This window comes from Pseudomonas cannabina (genome assembly GCF_900100365.1).
GTDB classification, from domain to species: domain Bacteria; phylum Pseudomonadota; class Gammaproteobacteria; order Pseudomonadales; family Pseudomonadaceae; genus Aquipseudomonas; species Aquipseudomonas cannabina.
The window spans coordinates 2,476,556-2,496,198 of the sequence record NZ_FNKU01000001.1; the positions used below are offsets into that span (position 1 = coordinate 2,476,556).

The following is a 19,643-nucleotide window of genomic DNA, read 5'->3' on the forward strand; positions in this document are numbered from 1 at the left end:
GTTTACACCTGTTTCACGCTCAAAAACGCCCGATGCACCGCATCGGGCTTTTTGTATTTCAGGGATAGGTGCGGTCGCTCCCCATTATAGATCTGCACCGATTCATCCACCATTTTCACTGCATCTGCCAAGTCTTTAGGCCGATGGAGTAGAAACTCGGTCTTCAAAATTCCGTTTATTCGCTCGGCCATAGCGTTCTGGTAACAGTCATAACCATCAGTCATCGAGCACCGGATTTCATGCCTGGTATGCAGCCGCTGATAGAGGTCGGAACAGTACTGGGCACCGCGATCTGAATGATGAATCAGCATCTGATCGGTTTTTCGCTCTCCTACCGCTTTTTCCAGTGCCTTTATCACCGACTGTGTATGCAGGCTCTCATGCACATGATGACCAACAATCTTGCGTGAGTACGCATCTGTCACAAGGCTCACATAGGCCACGCTTTCCTGTGTAGGCAGATAGGTGATGTCTGCAACCCAGACCTGTTCGGGTCCATTGGCCACGACTTGTTCAGGACCTGCTTTGAGCAGGTTGGGGTGGCGGCGAAAGCGATGATGACTATGAGTGGTCTTGTGATAAGCCCGTTTGCGCGGAACCAGCTCGCGCGCATCACGAAGGATGGTAAACAGACGGTCTCTACCCACGCACAACGACGCAGGAGCTTCGACGCTCATCAAGTAGTGCAGCTTGCGCGTTCCCAGCCTGGGCTGGCGACGCCGCTTTTCCAGGACGAAGTCCACCACCTCTTGGTCTTGGCGGACCTTCGCGTCAAAAGCGCGATTACGCTTGTAATACGCTTGACGCGAAATACCCATGAACAGGCAAGCCCTGGTAATGCTCAGGTCTTGGATTTGCCCTTGCGAGAGGACTTGCCGGGTCGCTTTTTTACGATGGAAACACCGTAGTCATTTTTCAAGACGTTCACGACAGCTTCAAAGAACTGGGCCTTCTGATTGCTCAGCACCAGCTGTTCTTCAAGCTCTTTAATCCGCTGCTCAGGTGTCGGCGGGAGTGTTGGTTCGGTCATGGACCTGCTCCTCGGCTCTCGAATTGATGCGCCTTGGCTCCAATCCTGTCGACCGTGCTTTCGTAACCAGACCAGCACCGTCGACCGGCCTTGGATGCCATAGCGTCGCTGGGCTTCTTTATAACTCAACTCGCCTTTTTCAACCTGATCTACGACCGATAATTTAAAGGCTAGCGTGTAATCGCGCAGGCTGCGCCTTTTGCCCGAATTCATTGAGTCCTCCTGAGGAAAGGTCAAAAGGTGTAAACCTTATTCAGGACGGGACACTTGCAAGATAAAAAGGCGCCTTTCGAAGGCGCCTTTTTTATGGTGATTCCGGCCCGACCTGGCTCACTTTTCAACTATCTTCGCCCTGACGCTGATCCGGGGGCCGCCGCAACGGGCCATCCTTGGCCCGAATGCGGCTTGCTCGGCGTCCTGCCTCGCACCCCCCGGATCAGCGCCAGGACTCAGCCGTCACTTACGTCGCACTCTGCGTCGTCAATGCCATCGCGATAAAAAAGCATTTATGTGCAATGACTGCGGGCAAGCCATGACGCGGTGCTGAGGCATAGATGTGACTCACCGCGCACTAAAGACCGCACGCAGAACATCCGGCTTTAACCGAACACTTCACCCAGCAAATCATGCATCGACTTGAACGCACGCGCGGACACTTTGGCGTCGTACATCATCATGCCTGGCACATTGGCGTGCGGGTCGGTGAATGAGTGGAATGCTCCACCGTAGCTGTACAACTGCCAGTCCACACCAGCGGCGTTCATTTCGTCTTCGAAAGCAGGCAACTGCTCTTTCGGCACCAATGGGTCGGAAGCACCGTGCAGGACCAGCACCGAGCCCTTGATGTTTTTTGCATCGTCCGGGTTCGGCGTATCCAGCGTGCCGTGGAAGGATATGGCGGCTTTCAGTTCGGCACCGGTGCGCGCCAGTTCCAGCGAGCAGCAACCACCAAAGCAGAAGCCGAAGGTAGCGATGTTGCCGGTATCCAGCGACACGTCTGCCTGACTCAACAACTGGTCCAGACCTGCCTGCATACGCTTGCGCAGCAGCGCGCGATCCTCCTTGAGCGGCGTCATGGCGGCGCCCGCCTCGTCATTGTTACTCGGGCGAATCTGCTGACCGTAAAGATCGGCCAGCAGCACCACATAGCCCTTCTCGGCCACAGCCTTGGCAATGTCCTCGGCGCCCTCGCTGACGCCCATCCAGTTGGGCGCCATCAGCAGACCCGGTTGCGGCGCAGTCGCGTTAGCGTCGTACACCAGACGGCTTTCATAAGGCTGGCTATCAATCTGATAAACCACAGAACGTACATTGATAGTGCTGCTCATTGCTGACTCCTGATCACTGAAAGGATGGAAAAACGTGTCACGGGCATTTGAAACAAAAAACCCGCCGAAGCGGGTTTCTTTTCAATCGGCTATCAAACCGACAGTTCTACCAACAACTTGTTCAGACGGCGCACGTAAGCGGCCGGATCCTTGAGGCTGTCGCCCGCAGCCAGCGCTGCCTGATCGAACAGGATGTGCGACAGATCTCCGAAGCGCTCTTCGCTCTGCTCCGCATCCAGCTTGCCGATCAGCGGATGGGCCGGATTGAATTCGAAGATCGGCTTCGACTCCGGAACTTTCTGCCCGCTGGCTTCCAGAATCTGACGCATCTGCAGCCCCATGTCCTGCTCGCCGATGGCCAGAATCGCTGGAGAATCGGTCAGACGATGGGAGACCCGAACTTCACTTACCGCGTCACCGAGCGAGGCTTTCAGGCGCTCGATCAGGCCTTCTTTGTCTTTGGCGATCTCTTCCTGTGCTTTCTTGTCCTCTTCGGAGTCAAGATTGCCCAGGTCCAGGTCACCGCGCGCGACGTCGACAAAACTCTTGCCGTCGAAATCGCTCAGGTAGCTCATCAGCCACTCATCGATACGGTCGGTGAGCAACAGCACTTCGATGCCTTTCTTGCGGAAGACCTCAAGGTGCGGGCTGTTCTTGACCTGCGCGTAGGATTCGCCAGTGAGGTAATAGATCTTGTCCTGACCTTCCTTGGCACGCGCCAGGTACTCGGCCAAAGACACGCTCTGCTCGCCGCTGTCGTCTGACGTCGATGCGAAACGCAGCAGACCAGCGATTTTTTCCTTGTTGGCAAAGTCTTCTGCCGGGCCTTCCTTGAGGACCTGACCGAAGTTTTTCCAGAAACCCTTGTACTTTTCCGGCTCGTTTTTCGCCAGTTTTTCCAGCATGTCCAGCACGCGCTTGGTCAGCGCCGATTTCATCGAATCGATAATCGGGTCTTTCTGCAGGATTTCGCGGGAAACGTTCAGCGACAGGTCATTGGAATCGACCACGCCTTTGACGAAGCGCATGTACAGCGGCAAGAACGACTCGGCCTGATCCATGACAAACACGCGTTGCACGTACAGCTTCAGGCCACGCGGCGCTTCACGCTGATACAGATCGAACGGCGCGCGGGCTGGCACGTACAGCAGCGAGGTGTATTCCAGCTTGCCTTCGACCTTGTTATGGCTCCAGCTCAGCGGGTTCTCGTAATCGTGCGCGACGTGCTTGTAGAACTCCTGGTATTCCTCGTCCTTCACCTCGGTGCGCGGACGGGTCCAGAGTGCGCTGGCGCGATTGACGGTCTCCCATTCAAGCGCCGGCGCTTCCTCGCCCTCGGCTGCCGGAGCCTGCTCTTTGGGCAGCTCGATCGGCAAGGCGATGTGGTCGGAATATTTCTTGATAATGTTGCGCAGACGATAGCCATCTGCGAACTCGTCCTCACCGTTTTTCAGGTGCAGCACGATACGGGTACCGCGATCGGCTTTCTCGACGTTGGCGACTTCGAACTCGCCCTCGCCTTTGGACGACCAGTGCACGCCTTCGCTGGCTGGCAGGCCGGCACGACGGCTAAACACTTCGACCTGATCGGCCACAATGAATGCCGAATAGAAACCCACGCCGAACTGACCGATCAGGTGCGAGTCCTTCTTCTGGTCGCCCGACAGATTTTTCATGAAATCAGCGGTGCCGGACTTGGCGATGGTGCCCAGATGGGTGATCACATCTTCACGGCTCATACCGATGCCGTTGTCTTCAAGGGTAACGGTCTTCGCGTCCTTGTCGAAGCTCACGCGGATCTTCAGCTCGGCGCCACCTTCCAGTAGCTCAGGCCTGGACAACGCTTCAAAACGCAATTTGTCGACCGCGTCAGACGCGTTCGAGATCAATTCGCGAAGGAAGATTTCCTTGTTGGAATACAGCGAATGGATCATGAGGTGCAGCAGCTGCTTTACCTCGGTCTGGAAGCCCAGGGTTTCCTTTTGAGTTTCCACACTCATAATCATCAAACTCCGATCTGGATGGCATAAGCCGTCAGGTTCAGGCATCGGCCTGCATGACAGCGGGTAGTCATCAAGGTGGGGGCTGGCTTGAGGATTTCAAGAGCAAAAAATACCTGCGCGCTGTTTCATGGGTCGAAAAACGCGGTCAAACAGATGGATCGACGCGTTGCCGCGAGGGTTGTATTTCTGACCGTCTGCCTGGCCTGTAACGCCCATGGCACAGACGTCTCGTATATTCTGCGCGCGTCTGGAACTTAACGGCCTGGCGCACGCTCTTAGGCACGTGAATAATCAATAAGGAGACACACCCCATGCGTAAAACTTTAGCCTATGCCTTGATGCTTTCTGCCACCCTCGGCCTCGCCGCTTGTGACAAAAAATCCGAAAACACTCAGCAAGATGCCAACAAGGCTGCTCAAGAGTCCCAAGAGTCGATGGCCAAGGCTCAGGACAAAGTGAATGATGCAGCCAAGGAAAGCCAGGAAGCTGCTCAGAAAAACGCGGAAGCCGCACAACAGCGCGCCGCTGAAAACGCCGACAAGGCGCTAGAAGCAGCTCCAGCCACCAAATAAGGCTGGCAAGCTCGCAGAACTAAAAAGGCCCGCGTTGAGCGGGCCTTTCCATTGGGGGCGTTTTAACAATCAATCGAGTGTCATAGGTATTTTGTTCCCGCCTCTCAAGCCAGCGCCTCGTTGCGCTTGCCCATCAGCCTGTCGATGACTACAGCACCCGCCAGCGTGACGACCGAAGGCACCAGCCACGCAAGGCCCTGATCGCTCAGCGGCATGGTTGTCAGGGCATTCGGAAGGTGCTCACCGAATCCAGCCCCCTTGATCGCGTCAATGAGGCCGAAAACGAGCGACACCAGCATCACCGGTGCGACAACCCTGCCCTGACTCTGCCATAGCCCTTTGCAGAAACTCAGCGCGACCAGAACAATGCACGGCGGGTAAATAGCCGTCAGTACCGGAATCGAAAACTGGATCAGCTTGGTCAGCCCCAGATTGGAGACCAGCAACGAGAACACTGCCAGCATCACCACCAGCGTTCTATAGGACAGCGGCAACACCTTGGCGAAGTATTCGGCGCACGCGCAGGTCAGGCCTACCGCCGTCACCAGACACGCCAAAGAAATCAGCACGGCAAGAAACCCGCTGCCCAGAGAACCGAACGTATGCTGGACGTAGGCATGCAGCACGGCTGCGCCATTGCTTGCACCCGCCGCCACTGTATGACTGCCGGAACCAAGACGGAACAGGCTGATATAGACCAGCGCCAACCCAACGCCCGCAATCAACCCGGCAATGATCGCGTAACGAGTAATCAGCCGTGGTGACTCGACGCCGCGCGAGCGAATGGCGTTAACGATGACGATCCCAAAAACCAGCGCTCCCAGCGTATCCATCGTCAGGTAACCATTGATAAAGCCTTGGGAAAACGGCGCAGCGGCATAGGCTGGCTCGGCGTCCCCTATGCTGCCTGCCGGCAAGGCAAATGCAGCGATGCCCAGGACCGCCAGCGCGATGATCTTGAGCGGCGCCAGGAAACGTCCGACGGTATCGAGCAGACGACCGGGGTACAGCGAGACCCAGAACACCACCAGGAAATACACCAGGCTGTACAGGAACAGTGCCATCGGGCTGTCACCGGTCAGCGGTGCCAAGCCGACTTCGAATGAGACCGTCGCTGTACGCGGCGTCGCGAACAGCGGGCCGACCGCCAGGTAGCAGACCGCAGCCAGAGCGCCCCCGGCAACCTTGCCGATCGGACTGCTCAATGCGTCCATAGCGCCGCCGACTTTGGCCAGGGCGATCACCGTGATGACCGGCAGACCGACTGCCGTGACCAAAAACCCGAGCGCGGCTATCCACACATGCGGCCCGGCCTGCAGCCCTACGATAGGCGGGAAAATAATGTTACCCGCCCCGACAAACAGCGCGAATGTCATAAAACCGAGTGCCAGGATGTCCTGACCTTTTAAAACTTTCATTACGAGGGACCACACGAAATCGAAATAAGGGAGGGGGCGCCACCCATGAATGGGGCAGACGCAGCCCGTCGGCGTAAGACGTGGCAGTACCTTGCGAAACGCCCCTCGTGAGGGCACCGCAAAAACTGCGGACAGAGTAGCCAACTTCGACCAAAAATGCACTGTCTCAGGGCGTATCAGCCGACGACGCACCTTTAAACGGCAGTCGAACAAACCGCTGGATATCCGGAAATATCCGACAGACCGCCCGTTGGTTGATCGGTAGATTGGCGGGCATCTCTGCTGCCGATGACTGATGTCCATGCCCGAAACGAAAACCCGGCCTGTGGTTCTCACCCCGACCCTGCACACGCCACGCCTGCTCCTGCTGCCGCTGCAACTCGAAGACGCGCCCGCCATGCAAAGCCTGTTCAACCACTGGGAGGTTGTGCGCTACCTGACCCATCACGTGCCTTGGCCTTATCCCGAAGGTGAAGCACTGCGCTACCTGCGCGAAGATGCTCTGCCTGCGATGCAGGACGGGGAAGAATGGCATTGGTCGATTCGTCTGCGCGGCCAGCAAGAGCGGTTGATCGGCAGTGCCTGCATGATGGACGAGCAAGATAACAACCGTGGCTTCTGGCTTTCACCGGCCTATCAGGGGCTGGGGCTTATGTCGGAGGTCTGCGTGGCGATTGACCGCTTCTGGTTTGAAACACTCAAACGCTCTGTGCTGCGCGTGGCCAAGTCCGCCTTGAATGAAGCATCCTGCCGCCTGTCGCAGCGCGAAGGCAGGCGCCTTGTGACCGTTCAGGAATCACAGTTTGTCTGTGGCACGACCCAGGAACAGCTATGGGAATTGACGCGGGACGAATGGCGGGCGAATAACGGAGGGTAGCCAAGCTGGCCCGGGCATGCCCGACATGACTTTTCATGCACTCAAACAAAAGCCACCCGAACAGACTGTGTGAAAACACACTAATGAAGGCCCAAGCAAACGCCCCGACTTGTTCGGGGCGTTTTTTTTGTATTGGCAGCAGACGAAAAAAATGTCCGCTCAGCCCATCAAAGCCATCAGATGGCGCACACCGAGCACTTTAATCGCTCGTTTCAGGTTATAGGCATTCACCGCCAAGGCCATTTCAGCTTTTGTACCCTCCAGTTGTCGCAGCAAGAAACGGCCATTACCAAATAGCCATTGCTTGAGGTTGCCGAAGGGGTGCTCAACGATGGATCTTCGGTTGGCCATCATCTCAGGATGCGCCTGCATTCTTTGCTCCATCCGCTCGAAAGCCTCTTCATGGGCATGTCGTGAGACATAACGGCGCCGGGCTCGAGTGCATTGCGTTTTCAGCGCGCAGTTGGCGCAGTCATCGACCTCAGCCTGATAGATCCGATCACCTTTGTTGTGCTGTTTTAGCGTTAACCATTTGCCTGCCGGACACTGGAAACGATCGTGTCCGGTCTCATAGATAAAGTCTTTTCGCTCAAAGAGCTGCTCTTCCTGACTGCCAGGGTTTTTCGAACGATTGGGCGGTACATAGGCCGTAATCGAAGCATCCTCGCAGGCCTGAAACTGCTTGCCATTGGAGTAGCCGGCATCGGCAGTGACCGTCAGATCATCTTGCTGTAACTCTGCTTTGGCGGCCTTGGCCATCGGCTCCAGTTGCTTTCGGTCATCGCCATCTTGGGTGACCTCATGATGCAAAATCAGGCAATGCTCGGCGTCCACGACGGTTTGCACGTTGTAGGCCACACGTGGCCCTTTGGCCGTGCGCATCATTCGGGCATCGCTTTCATGGGTGTTGAACTGCTCGATGCCCATCGAACGCATCAGTGCCTGGCAACTCTGATTATCCTGTTGTCGAGCCTCAAGCTGTGCCAGGGCTACCTTGATTGCGCTGCGATCAATTGAATCTGTGGTTTCAGCCTTGTCGGCCTCATCCAGCTCGGCCAGATACTGAGCGATGCGCTTATCCAGTTTTTCTTCCTGGCGCTTGAGCTGCTTCAAATTCACATGACGCCGTGAGGATGCGACCGCCTGAAACTTGCTGCCGTCGATGGCCACCAACTCACCGGCGATCAAGCCTGCCGTGCGACAAAACCGAACGAAAGCACGGCAGGTCGCGATGAAGGCGGGTTTATTGTTCTTGCGAAAATCGGCGATGGTCTTGAAGTCGGGCTTGAGCCGGTTGATCAGCCACATCACTTCGATGTTGCGCTGACACTCGGCTTCAAGACGTCGCGATGAGCGAATCCGCTGAAAATAGCCGTAGAGGTAGAGTTTTAGCTGATCGGCGGGATCATAAGCAGGGCGCCCCGTGCTTTTTGGAATCGCTTTATCGAAGCCCAGTTGCACCAGATCGAGCCTGGCAACGTACAGGTCAATGACACGAACGAGGTGATCCTCGGGGATCAACTCTTCCAGCGAGACCGGGAATAGGCTGGTCTGGCTGCGGGACTCACCTTGGATGTAGGCCATAACGAAAAATGCTCTGTATCTTTCGATACGGAGCATTTTCTTTGAGCGCTGCGCAGATTGCTAGGTTTTCACACAGTCTGCGAAGGTGGCTTTTGTCGATTGCTCGAATCAGTAAGCGAAGCTTACTTGGTCGGCCAACCGGTCAGCTCGGCCAGAGCCTTGCCGATGTCTGCCAGGGAGCGCACGGTTTTTACGCCGGCGTCCTGCAGGGCAGCGAATTTCTCGTCTGCAGTACCTTTACCACCGGAGATGATTGCACCGGCATGGCCCATGCGCTTGCCCGGAGGAGCAGTCACACCAGCGATGTAGGAAACAACCGGCTTGGTCACGTGTGCCTTGATATAGGCAGCCGCTTCTTCTTCAGCCGAACCGCCGATCTCGCCGATCATGACGATCGCTTCGGTCTGCGGGTCTTCCTGGAACAGCTTCAGGATGTCGATGAAGTTCGAACCAGGGATCGGGTCACCGCCGATGCCGACGCAGGTGGACTGACCGAAACCGGCATCAGTGGTCTGCTTCACAGCTTCGTAGGTCAGGGTGCCGGAACGCGACACGATGCCTACTTTGCCTGGCAAGTGGATGTGGCCTGGCATGATGCCGATCTTGCACTCGCCCGGAGTGATAACGCCTGGGCAGTTAGGGCCGATCAGGATCACACCCAGCTCGTCGCACTTGACCTTGGCTTCCAGCATGTCGATGGTCGGGATGCCTTCGGTGATGCAGACGATCAGCTTGATGCCGCCGAACGCTGCTTCAAGGATGGAATCCTTGCAGAAAGGAGCCGGAACGTAGATCACGCTGGCGGTTGCGCCAGTGGTTTCTACCGCTTCTTTCACGGTGTTGAACACTGGCAGGTTCAGGTGCGTGGTGCCGCCTTTGCCTGGTGTTACGCCGCCGACCATTTTAGTGCCGTAGGCAATGGCTTGTTCGGAGTGAAAGGTACCTTGCGAACCAGTGAAACCCTGGCAGATAACCTTGGTGTCTTTATTGATCAGGACGCTCATTACTTGCCCTCCGCGGCTTTGACGACTTGTTGAGCAGCGTCGGTCAGGCTGGTAGCAGCGATGATGTTCAAACCGCTTTCTGCCAGTACTTTAGCGCCCAGTTCAGCGTTGTTGCCTTCAAGGCGCACAACAACCGGGATTTTCACGCCGACTTCTTTCACTGCGCCGATGATGCCTTCGGCAATCATGTCGCAACGAACGATGCCGCCGAAGATGTTGACCAGTACTGCAGCGACATTGGTGTCGGACAGGATGATCTTGAACGCTTCGGTAACGCGTTCCTTGGTGGCACCGCCGCCAACGTCAAGGAAGTTTGCAGGCTTGCCGCCATGCAGGTTGACGATGTCCATGGTACCCATGGCCAAGCCAGCACCGTTGACCATGCAGCCAATGTTACCTTCCAGCGCTACGTAGTTCAGTTCGAACTTGGCAGCGTGAGCTTCGCGAGGATCGTCCTGCGAAGGATCGTGGAAGCCCTTCAGCTTGGGCTGACGGTACATGGCGTTGGCGTCGATGTTGATCTTGGCGTCCAGGCAGTGCAAATCGCCATCATCCTTGATCACCAGCGGGTTCACTTCCAGCAGAGCCAGATCGTGGTCCTGGAACAGCTTGGCCAGACCGGTGAAGATTTTGGCGAACTGAGTGACCTGCTTGCCTTCCAGACCCAGCTGGAAAGCCAGATCGCGACCCTGGAATGGCTGAGCGCCAACCAGTGGATCGATAGTAGCCTTGAGAATTTTTTCAGGAGTGTCGTGCGCGATTTTCTCGATGTCCACGCCACCTTCGGTGGAAGCCATGAACACGATACGACGGCTGGAGCGATCCACCACAGCGCCCAGATACAGCTCTTTGGCGATATTGGTGCAGGACTCGACCAGGATCTTGGTCACTGGCTGACCGTTGGCGTCAGTCTGGTAAGTGACCAGACGTTTGCCCAGCCATTGTTGAGCGAAGGCTGCTGCATCTTCCTTGCTGCGAACCAGCTTGACGCCGCCCGCTTTACCACGACCACCTGCGTGAACCTGGGCTTTGACAACCCACTCGGTCCCGCCGATCTTGTCGCAGGCTTCTGCTGCTGCTTCCGGGGTGTCTACCGCGTAACCTTTGGATACTGGCAGGCCGTACTCAGCGAACAGCTGCTTACCCTGATACTCGTGAAGATTCATGCTTATTACCGTCTTCGTTTAGGTACTGCGCATTCGGTGCTGCACGTCAGCGTGCCGCACCACCTGTGACCGCTACTTCCGGACGACCCGCAAGTGTCACTGGACACTCATGAAGCCGCCTGAGAGGTCGAGTCCGGCGCAGATTCCGCGGTAAGCCCTGCTGGCAAGGCTCACGACGGGCACTGCGTCGTGGTTTCTCTTGTTGTCTTAGCGTTTCTTGCGATTCTGAATGTGGATGGCGCCGCCATTCACAGCCAGTGCCGCTTCGTGCAGCGCTTCGGAGAGCGTCGGGTGCGAGAAGACCATCATGCCGATGTCCTCTGCACTGCTGCCGAATTCCATCGCGATGGCGCCCTGCTGTACCAGTTCGGCAGCGCTCGGGCCAATAACGTGAACGCCCAGAACGCGGTCGGTCTTGGCATCGGCAATGATCTTGACGAAACCACCGGTGTCGTTGGCTGCCATGGCACGGCCACTGGCTGCGAACGGGAACGTACCGACATTGACTTCAACGCCTTCGGCCTTGAGGGTCTGTTCAGTCTTGCCAACCCAGGCGATTTCCGGGTGGGTGTAGATAACCGACGGGATCAGGTTGTAGTTCATCTGAGCCTTGTGGCCCTTGATGCGCTCGACCACCATGATGCCTTCTTCCGACGCCTTGTGGGCCAGCATCAGGCCACGCACCACGTCACCGATGGCGTAAACGCCCGGTACGCTGGTGGTGCAGTAGTCATCGACATAGATGAAGCCGCGCTCGTCCAGATCGACGCCGCTGTCAGCAGCCAACAGGTCGGTGGTCACCGGGCGACGGCCAACGGCAACGATCAGGCGATCAAAAGTGATCGACTGCTCGCCGGCAGCGTCGGTGTAGCTGACAACCACTTCTTCGCCGTTAACCTTGGAACCGGTCACGCGAGCGCCGAGCTTGATGTCCAGGCCCTGCTTGGTGAAGGTTTTCAGCGCTTCCTTGGAAACGGCTTCGTCAGCGGCCGGGATGAACTTGTCCAGCGCTTCCAGAACGGTGACCTGAGCGCCCAGGCGAGCCCAGACCGAACCCAGTTCCAGACCGATCACACCAGCGCCGATCACGCCCAGACGCTGTGGAACCTGTTGGAATTCCAGGGCACCGGTGGAATCGACGATGACTTTCTGATCGACCGGAGCCGGTGGAATGTCGATCGGACGCGAACCCGATGCCAGGATCACGTGGTCCGCTTCGATGATTTCAACAGTGCCGTCGGCAGCCGTCAGTTCGACTTTCTTGCCGGCCAGCAGTTTGCCGTGACCCTGCAGAGTGGTCACGCCGTTGGCTTTGAACAGGCTGGAAACACCGCCGGTCAGGCCTTTGACGATGGTCGACTTGCGGCCGATCATTGCCGGTACGTCCATGGTGACGTCAGACGTCGAAATGCCATGCACGCTGAAGCCGTTCTTGGCTTCGTAGAATTTCCACGAGCTGTCGAGCAGTGCCTTGGAAGGAATGCAACCGACGTTCAGGCAGGTACCGCCGAGGGCCAGTTTGCCCTCCTTGTCCTGATATTTCTCGATGCAGGCAGTCTTGAGACCAAGTTGCGCAGCCTTGATGGCGGCAACATAGCCGCCAGGGCCTGCGCCAATCACTACCACGTCGAATTTCTGGGACATAACAAAGAGTTCCTCTTTAGCTGCTAGCTTTAAGCTGCAAGCTGCAAGTCAGTCCGCGTTTAAGCGCGAGGCCGACTTGCGACCTATTGATTAGGTAAAACACATCAGCCCCGATCGCACGCTCTTTCGCTTCCGACTTGAAGCTCGAAGCTTGCGACTCGAGGCTACTCCATCAGATATCCAGCAACAGACGCGCTGGATCTTCCAGCAGGTTCTTGATGGTAACGAGGAAAGTGACGGCTTCTTTACCATCGATCAGACGGTGATCGTACGACAGCGCCAGATACATCATCGGGCGAATCACCACCTGACCGTTGATTGCCATCGGGCGCTGCAGAATGTTGTGCATGCCCAGAATGGCGGCCTGTGGCGGGTTGACGATCGGCGTCGACATCATCGAACCGAAAGTACCACCGTTGGTGATGGTGAACGTACCGCCGGTCATCTCGTCGATGGACAGCTTACCGTCACGGGCCTTCTTGCCAAAGGTAGCGATCCCGCCTTCGATCTCAGCCAGGCTCATGTGCTCTGCGTTACGCAGAACCGGGACAACCAGACCGCGATCGCTGGAAACTGCTACACCAACGTCGGCATAACCATGGTAAACGATGTCGGAACCGTCGATCGAAGCGTTGACTGCCGGGAAGCGTTTCAGCGCTTCGGTAGCCGCTTTGACGAAGAAGGACATGAAGCCCAGACGCACGCCATTGTGCGATTTCTCGAACAGATCCTTGTACTTCGAACGCAGCGCCATGACTTCGGTCATGTCGACTTCGTTGAACGTGGTCAGCATCGCCATGTTCGACTGAGCCTCGACCAGACGCTTGGCAACGGTCGCACGAACGCGGGTCATCGGCACGCGCTTCTCGGTACGATCACCCGCAGCGACGACAGGCGCAGCGGCCGCGGCAGGCTTGGCAGCAGGCGCAGCAGCTGGAGCGGACTTCTTCGCTTCAACGGCAGCAACGATGTCTTCCTTGGTGATACGGCCGTCTTTACCGGTGCCTTTGACGCTGGCCAGGTTGATGCCGTTTTCTTCAGCCAGTTGACGCGCAGCAGGCGCGGCAATCGGGTCTTCTTCGCCAGCGGCAGCCGGTGCAGCGGCAGGCGCCGAGGCAGGCGCAGCAGCAGGTGCTGGAGCAGCAGATGCCGTGGCACCATCATTCAAAGAGCCAAGCACTTCGTTGGAAAGGACAATAGCGCCCTCTTCCTTGGTGATTGCGCCCATCACGCCGTCAGCTTCGGCCAGCACTTCCAGGACAACCTTGTCAGTCTCGATGTCAACCAGCATCTCGTCGCGTTTTACCGCATCACCCTCTTTTTTGTACCACTTGGAAATGGTGCCATCGGCAACGGATTCCGGGAAAGAGGGGGCTTTGATATCGATAGCCATTATCTGTAATTCCTTAATTCGGTTTCTAATGCTCGAAGGCGTTAAACAGTGAAGGCATCGCGCAGGAGTTTTTCCTGCTGCTCGGCGTGCATCGAAGCGTAGCCACAGGCTGGCGCGGCGGAGGCATCACGACCGGCGTACTCAAGAACGAGTTCGCGTTTGTGGTTGCCCATGCTACGGCGCAGATGGTGCTGACTGCTGTACCAGGCGCCCTGGTTCATCGGTTCTTCCTGACACCAGACCACATGCTGCAGATTGGTATAAGGCGCGATGGTTTCCATCAAATCATCTTCAGGGAACGGGTACAGCTGCTCCAGACGCACGATGGCAATGTCTTCACGACCTTCGGCACGGCGTTTTTCCAGCAGATCGTAGTAGACCTTGCCGCTGCACAGTACGAGACGCGTGACCTTGGTCGGATCGAGGGTATCGATTTCCGGAATGACGGTCTGGAACGAGCCTTCGGCCAGATCTTCAAGGGTCGAAACGGCGAGCTTGTGACGCAGCAGCGATTTCGGCGTCAGCACGATCAGCGGCTTGCGCAGCGGACGGATAACCTGACGACGGAGCAAGTGGTAGATCTGCGCTGGCGTCGTCGGTACGCACACCTGAATGTTGTGCTCGGCACACAATTGCAGGTAACGCTCGAGACGTGCCGAAGAGTGCTCCGGCCCCTGCCCTTCATAGCCGTGAGGCAAGAGCATGGTCAGACCGCACAGACGGCCCCACTTGTGCTCGCCGCTGGTAATGAACTGATCGACAACCACCTGGGCACCGTTGGCGAAATCGCCGAACTGCGCTTCCCAGATAACCAGTGCATCAGGCTGGGTGGTCGAGTAACCGTATTCAAACGCCAGCACCGCTTCTTCCGACAGAAACGAGTCGTACAGGTCGAAACGCGGCTGACCGGAATACAGGTTCTGCAACGGAATGTAAGTGGTTGCGTCTTTCTGGTTGTGCAGAACAGCGTGACGGTGCGAGAACGTACCGCGGCCAATGTCCTGACCGGTCATGCGGATCGGGTGACCTTCGAATGCCAGCGTGGCGTAAGCCATGGTTTCGGCGTAACCCCAGTTGATCGGCAAGCCACCGGCCTGCATCTTCTGACGGTCTTCGTAGATCTTCTGTACCTGACGCTGCACGACGAAACCTTCCGGCAGTTCCATCAGCTTGGCCGACAGTTCCTGCAGGGTTTTCAGATCGAAGCGGGTGTCATGACGCGCAGTCCAGGCGTGGCCCAGATACGGACGCCAGTCGACGAACAATTCCTTGTTCGGCTCCTTGACCAGGCTTTTCACCACGTGCAGGCCGTTATCCAGCGCACTGCGGTAGTCGTCGACCTTGGCCTGAACGCGGCCTTCGTCGAGGACGCCGGTCTTGATCAGATGCTCGGCATACAGCTCACGGGTGGTGCGCTGCTTGGTGATCTGCTGGTACATCAGAGGCTGAGTGCCGCTAGGCTCGTCGGCTTCGTTGTGACCGCGACGACGGTAGCAGACCAGATCGATGACGATGTCCCGCTTGAACTGCATGCGGTAATCGATCGCCAGCTGGGTAACGAACATCACGGCTTCCGGATCATCACCATTTACATGAAGAATCGGCGCCTGAATCATCTTGGCAACGTCGGTGGCGTACTCAGTGGAGCGCGAGTCCAACGGGTTGCTGATGGTGAAACCCACCTGGTTGTTGATGACGATGTGGATCGTGCCGCCCGTCTTGAAGCCGCGAGTCTGCGACATCTGGAAGGTTTCCATGACCACGCCCTGGCCGGCAAACGCCGCGTCGCCGTGGAGGGAAATAGGCAGAACCTTGTCGCCATTCGGATCGTTGCGACGATCCTGACGCGCACGTACCGAACCCTCGACCACAGGAGAAACGATCTCCAGGTGAGACGGGTTGAAGGCCATGGCCAGGTGAACTTCACCGCCTGCGGTCATGACGTTGGAAGAGAAGCCCTGGTGGTATTTGACGTCACCGGAACCCAGTTCCACTTTCTTCTTGCCTTCGAACTCGTCGAACAGGTCGCGCGGGTTCTTGCCGAAGGTGTTGACCAGCACGTTCAGACGGCCACGGTGGGCCATGCCGATCACGACTTCCTTGGTGCCATAGGACCCGGAACGCTGAATCAGCTCGTCGAGCATCGGAATCAGGCTTTCGCCGCCTTCCAGACCAAAACGCTTGGTACCCGGGTATTTGGTGCCCAGGTATTTCTCGAGACCTTCCGCCGCGGTGACGCGCTCCAGCAGGTGGCTCTGGATGTCAGCCGAAAACGTCGGACGGCCGCGAACACTTTCCAGACGCTGCATGAACCAGTTGCGCTGCTCGGAATCCACGATGTGCGTGAACTCGGAGCCGATGGTGCGACAATATGTCTGCTGCAACGCTTCATGAATTTCGCGTAGGCTCGCTTCCTCTTTGCCAATGAACAAGTCACCGGCGCGGAAAGTCGTGTCCAGATCGGCATTGGTCAAGCCGTAATGGTTTATCGACAGGTCAGCAGGCGCAGGTCGCTGCCACAGGCCCAGCGGATCGAGCTGAGCAGCCTGGTGGCCACGCATCCGATAAGCCTGGATCAGTCGCAGCACTTCAACCTGCTTCTTTTCGTGCTCGCTGCTCACACTACCGGCGGAGACCGGCTGAGCGCGGCGCTGGTTTTTGGCCAGCAACACGAAATGATCGCGAATAGTCGAGTGCGATACATCAGTGGCAGAGCTGCCGTCTGCTGGCAACTTCTGAAAGTAGGTGCGCCATTCTTCTGGCACAGCGTTAGGGTCGTGCAGGTAGAGCTCATAGAGCTCTTCCACATAGGCAGCGTTACCACCGGATAGGTGGGCACTGTTCCACATGCGCTGCATCACGCTTTCTTGCATGCTTGGTCACCCTCGGTAAGGGGACACCACCGGCGCAGACACCAGAGCAAATCCTGAAATAGTCGTGTGCAGCGACTGTATCAAGTCACCAGGGATCACGCAGATAGTCCGGGTACCAGCCCGGATGCCCCTGCTGGTCTCATTTCTTCAAAATAAGAGCCGCAGCTTTGCAAGCTACTGCTCAGGTTAAAACTACGGCGCCGGTTGAAGCCTGCGCCGCAGCCACTTCAGTGCAACGGTGTAACAGATAAAGCGATAAATCAGACGCCGTTTTGCAACAACATGTTGCGCACGTGACCGATAGCCTTGGTTGGGTTAAGGCCTTTCGGGCAAACGTTGACGCAGTTCATGATGCCGCGGCAGCGGAATACGCTGAACGGATCGTCGAGCGAAGCCAGACGTTCACTGGTGCGGGTGTCACGACTGTCAGCCAGAAAACGATAGGCTTGCAGCAGAGCAGCCGGGCCCAGGAACTTGTCGGGGTTCCACCAGAAGGACGGGCAGGAAGTCGAGCAGCAAGCGCACAGGATGCACTCGTATAGACCATCGAGCTTTTCGCGCTCTTCCGGCGTTTGCAGACGTTCGATGGCCGGGGCCGGCGTGTCATTCTGCAGGAACGGCTTCACCTTCTCGTACTGCTTGTAGAAGATGCTCATATCGACGACCAGGTCACGAATGACTGGCAAGCCCGGCAACGGACGTACGATCAGCTTGCCCTTGGCAACCACGGCAGACAGCGGCGTGATGCAGGCCAAGCCGTTCTTGCCGTTGATGTTCATGCCATCGGAACCGCACACACCTTCACGGCATGAGCGACGGTACGAGAACCCTTGATCCTGTTCTTTGACCAGGGCCAGCACGTCCAGCACCATCAGGTCCTTGCCGCCGGTATCGACCTGAAACTCCTGCATGAACGGCGCAGCGTCCTGCTCGGGGTTGTAACGATAAACACTGACTTGCAACATATCGGCCACCCTTAATAAGTCCGAATCTTGGGTTCAAAAGTCGGGACGGTTTTCGGCGAGAAGTTCACGGCACGCTTGGTTACGCGCTTGTCACCCGGGAAATACAGGGTGTGGCACAACCAGTTTTCGTCGTCGCGATCTTCAAAGTCTTCACGGGCGTGAGCGCCGCGGGACTCTTTACGATGTTCTGCTGCGATTGCCGTCGCTTCGGCAACCTCCAGCAGGTTTTGCAGTTCAAGCGCTTCGATACGGGCAGTGTTGAATGCCTGACTCTTGTCGTTGATCTTGACGTTGGCGATGCGACCACGCAGGTCGGCCAGCTGGGCAATACCCTTCTGCATGTATTCGCCAGTACGGAACACACCGAAGTAGTTCTGCATGCAGCTCTGCAGCTCTTTGCGCAGCGATGCAACATCTTCACCGGTGGTGCGCTCGTTCAGACCGGCAAGGCGTGCGAGAGCAGCATCGATGTCGGACTGGGAAGCGCGGGCATAATCAACACCCTCGCGCAACGCCTGCTCCAGGTGGATACCGGCGGCACGGCCGAACACCACCAGATCGAGCAACGAATTGCCGCCCAGACGGTTGGCACCGTGAACCGATACGCAAGCCACTTCACCTACCGCGAACAGACCCGGGATGATCTGGTCGATGCCAGCCGCATCCTGAGTGATCGCCTGACCATGAATGTTGGTAGCGACACCACCCATCATGTAGTGGCAGGTAGGTACGACCGGAATCGGCGCGGTGGCCGGGTCGACGTGGGCGAAGGTCTTGGACAGTTCCATGATGCCTGGCAGGCGGCTGTGCAGGACTTCCTCACCCAGGTGATCGAGTTTGAGCATCACGTGGTCGCCATCAGGACCACAACCGTTACCGGCAATGATTTCCTTGACCATGGAGCGCGCAACCACGTCACGACCGGCAAGGTCCTTGGCGTTCGGAGCATAACGCTCCATGAAACGCTCGCCGTGCTTGTTGATCAGGTAACCGCCTTCACCGCGGCAACCTTCGGTGACCAGTACACCTGCGCCAGCGATGCCGGTCGGGTGGAACTGCCACATCTCGATGTCCTGAACCGGCACGCCAGCCCGCAGCGCCATGCCGATACCATCGCCGGTGTTGATCAGGGCGTTGGTGGTGGACGAGTAGATGCGACCTGCACCGCCGGTTGCCAGCACGGTAGCGTTGGCGCGGATGTAGGAGGTTTCACCGGTTTCAATGCAGATGGCGATGATGCCGACGAAGGCGCCATCCTGGTTCTTGACCAGATCCACTGCGTAGTATTCGTTGAGGAATACGGTGCCGGCCTTGAGGTTGGCCTGGTACAGCGTGTGCAGCAGCGCGTGACCGGTACGGTCGGCGGCAGCACAGGTACGTGCAGCCTGACCGCCCTTGCCGAAGTCCTTGGACTGACCACCGAACGGACGCTGATAGATGCGACCCTGCTCGGTACGGGAAAACGGCAGGCCCATATGCTCGAGCTCGAAGACCGCTTCCGGACCTACGGAGCACATGTACTCGATAGCGTCCTGGTCACCGATATAGTCGGAACCCTTGACGGTATCGTACATGTGCCAGCGCCAGTCATCGTTCGGATCGGCCGAAGCGATTGCGCAGGTGATGCCACCTTGAGCTGATACTGTGTGCGAACGGGTCGGGAAAACCTTGGTGACCACGGCAGTCCTGTGACCGCCTTGAGCCAGTTGCAGCGCAGCGCGCATGCCGGCACCGCCACCACCAATGATGATGGCGTCGTAAGAAAGCGCATTAATATTAGCCATGG

General features: G+C 57.3%; 14 protein-coding genes. 2 read left to right on the top strand and 12 right to left on the bottom strand.

Going from position 1 to position 19,643, the window contains the following annotated elements:
• Positions 1-2: 2 nt before the first annotated feature.
• The 3 genes from BLT55_RS11640 to htpG all read right to left on the bottom strand — a co-directional run bounded on the left by BLT55_RS11640 (position 3) and on the right by htpG (position 4,358).
• Positions 3-1,243 (bottom strand): IS3 family transposase gene (locus BLT55_RS11640; protein ID WP_244159003.1). Its coding sequence is split into 2 segments (ribosomal slippage): positions 3-892 and positions 892-1,243, totalling 1,242 coding nucleotides; the frame shifts between segments, so codons are not numbered across the junction.
• A gap of 386 nt (positions 1,244-1,629) precedes the next feature.
• On the bottom strand, positions 1,630-2,358 hold the full coding sequence (locus tag BLT55_RS11655) for a dienelactone hydrolase family protein (protein ID WP_054999877.1): 729 nt from the start codon (positions 2,356-2,358) through the stop codon (positions 1,630-1,632).
• Between the two features lie 92 nt (positions 2,359-2,450).
• Positions 2,451-4,358 (bottom strand): molecular chaperone HtpG, encoded by a 1,908-nt coding sequence (htpG, locus tag BLT55_RS11660; protein WP_007250001.1) that lies wholly within the window; start codon positions 4,356-4,358, stop codon positions 2,451-2,453.
• A 314-nt stretch (positions 4,359-4,672) separates the two neighbouring features.
• On the opposite strand from htpG, the gene BLT55_RS11665 reads away from it, so the two are divergent.
• Entirely contained in the window at positions 4,673-4,933 is a 261-nt protein-coding gene (locus BLT55_RS11665) for a hypothetical protein (RefSeq protein ID WP_054999878.1), read from the top strand.
• A gap of 104 nt (positions 4,934-5,037) precedes the next feature.
• On the opposite strand, the gene brnQ is transcribed toward BLT55_RS11665, so the two are convergent.
• Complete coding sequence (gene brnQ, locus BLT55_RS11670) at positions 5,038-6,351, bottom strand: branched-chain amino acid transport system II carrier protein (RefSeq protein ID WP_054999879.1); 1,314 nt, start codon at positions 6,349-6,351, stop codon at positions 5,038-5,040.
• A 301-nt stretch (positions 6,352-6,652) separates the two neighbouring features.
• Here brnQ and BLT55_RS11675 point away from each other — a divergent pair, with 301 nt between their 5' ends.
• Positions 6,653-7,228, top strand: a complete 576-nt coding sequence (locus BLT55_RS11675; protein ID WP_054999880.1) for a GNAT family N-acetyltransferase — start codon at positions 6,653-6,655, stop codon at positions 7,226-7,228.
• Positions 7,229-7,387: 159 nt separating this feature from the next.
• Here BLT55_RS11675 and BLT55_RS11680 read toward each other — a convergent pair whose 3' ends face one another.
• From BLT55_RS11680 to sdhA, 8 genes are all read right to left on the bottom strand, one after another.
• Positions 7,388-8,812 carry an IS1182-like element ISPsy6 family transposase gene (locus BLT55_RS11680; RefSeq protein WP_055001182.1) on the bottom strand — a complete coding sequence of 475 codons (1,425 nt, stop codon included), beginning with the start codon at positions 8,810-8,812 and terminating at the stop codon, positions 7,388-7,390.
• Positions 8,813-8,934: 122 nt separating this feature from the next.
• Complete coding sequence (sucD, locus tag BLT55_RS11685; protein WP_024646007.1) at positions 8,935-9,816, bottom strand: succinate--CoA ligase subunit alpha; 882 nt, start codon at positions 9,814-9,816, stop codon at positions 8,935-8,937.
• Positions 9,816-10,982, bottom strand: coding sequence for an ADP-forming succinate--CoA ligase subunit beta (gene sucC / locus BLT55_RS11690; protein ID WP_007250006.1), 1,167 nt, complete (start codon positions 10,980-10,982; stop codon positions 9,816-9,818). The genes sucD and sucC overlap by 1 nt, the downstream gene beginning before the upstream one ends.
• 207 nt (positions 10,983-11,189) lie before the next feature.
• Positions 11,190-12,626: a dihydrolipoyl dehydrogenase gene (gene lpdA, locus BLT55_RS11695; protein ID WP_007250007.1), complete on the bottom strand. Its 1,437-nt coding sequence runs from the start codon at positions 12,624-12,626 to the stop codon at positions 11,190-11,192.
• 172 nt (positions 12,627-12,798) lie between these two features.
• Positions 12,799-14,019, bottom strand: coding sequence for a 2-oxoglutarate dehydrogenase complex dihydrolipoyllysine-residue succinyltransferase (gene odhB, locus BLT55_RS11700; protein WP_055001896.1), 1,221 nt, complete (start codon positions 14,017-14,019; stop codon positions 12,799-12,801).
• A 41-nt stretch (positions 14,020-14,060) separates the two neighbouring features.
• Positions 14,061-16,892 carry a 2-oxoglutarate dehydrogenase E1 component gene (locus BLT55_RS11705; protein ID WP_055001895.1) on the bottom strand — a complete coding sequence of 944 codons (2,832 nt, stop codon included), beginning with the start codon at positions 16,890-16,892 and terminating at the stop codon, positions 14,061-14,063.
• Between the two features lie 260 nt (positions 16,893-17,152).
• Positions 17,153-17,857 carry a succinate dehydrogenase iron-sulfur subunit gene (locus tag BLT55_RS11710; RefSeq protein WP_007250010.1) on the bottom strand — a complete coding sequence of 235 codons (705 nt, stop codon included), beginning with the start codon at positions 17,855-17,857 and terminating at the stop codon, positions 17,153-17,155.
• A gap of 11 nt (positions 17,858-17,868) precedes the next feature.
• A complete protein-coding gene (gene sdhA / locus BLT55_RS11715; protein WP_055001894.1) occupies positions 17,869-19,641 on the bottom strand; it encodes a succinate dehydrogenase flavoprotein subunit in 1,773 nt (590 codons plus the stop codon).
• Positions 19,642-19,643 lie beyond the last annotated feature (2 nt).

What these genes read in the sequence shown, in the direction of transcription:
- BLT55_RS11655 (WP_054999877.1), bottom strand. Translation starts at nt 2,358, where the DNA reads ATGAGCAGCACTATCAATGTACGTTCTGTGGTTTATCAGATTGATAGC.
- htpG (WP_007250001.1), bottom strand. Translation starts at nt 4,358, where the DNA reads ATGAGTGTGGAAACTCAAAAGGAAACCCTGGGCTTCCAGACCGAGGTA.
- BLT55_RS11665 (WP_054999878.1), top strand. Translation starts at nt 4,673, where the DNA reads ATGCGTAAAACTTTAGCCTATGCCTTGATGCTTTCTGCCACCCTCGGC.
- brnQ (WP_054999879.1), bottom strand. Translation starts at nt 6,351, where the DNA reads ATGAAAGTTTTAAAAGGTCAGGACATCCTGGCACTCGGTTTTATGACA.
- BLT55_RS11675 (WP_054999880.1), top strand. Translation starts at nt 6,653, where the DNA reads ATGCCCGAAACGAAAACCCGGCCTGTGGTTCTCACCCCGACCCTGCAC.
- BLT55_RS11680 (WP_055001182.1), bottom strand. Translation starts at nt 8,812, where the DNA reads ATGGCCTACATCCAAGGTGAGTCCCGCAGCCAGACCAGCCTATTCCCG.
- sucD (WP_024646007.1), bottom strand. Translation starts at nt 9,816, where the DNA reads ATGAGCGTCCTGATCAATAAAGACACCAAGGTTATCTGCCAGGGTTTC.
- sucC (WP_007250006.1), bottom strand. Translation starts at nt 10,982, where the DNA reads ATGAATCTTCACGAGTATCAGGGTAAGCAGCTGTTCGCTGAGTACGGC.
- lpdA (WP_007250007.1), bottom strand. Translation starts at nt 12,626, where the DNA reads ATGTCCCAGAAATTCGACGTGGTAGTGATTGGCGCAGGCCCTGGCGGC.
- odhB (WP_055001896.1), bottom strand. Translation starts at nt 14,019, where the DNA reads ATGGCTATCGATATCAAAGCCCCCTCTTTCCCGGAATCCGTTGCCGAT.
- BLT55_RS11705 (WP_055001895.1), bottom strand. Translation starts at nt 16,892, where the DNA reads ATGCAAGAAAGCGTGATGCAGCGCATGTGGAACAGTGCCCACCTATCC.
- BLT55_RS11710 (WP_007250010.1), bottom strand. Translation starts at nt 17,857, where the DNA reads ATGTTGCAAGTCAGTGTTTATCGTTACAACCCCGAGCAGGACGCTGCG.
- sdhA (WP_055001894.1), bottom strand. Translation starts at nt 19,641, where the DNA reads ATGGCTAATATTAATGCGCTTTCTTACGACGCCATCATCATTGGTGGT.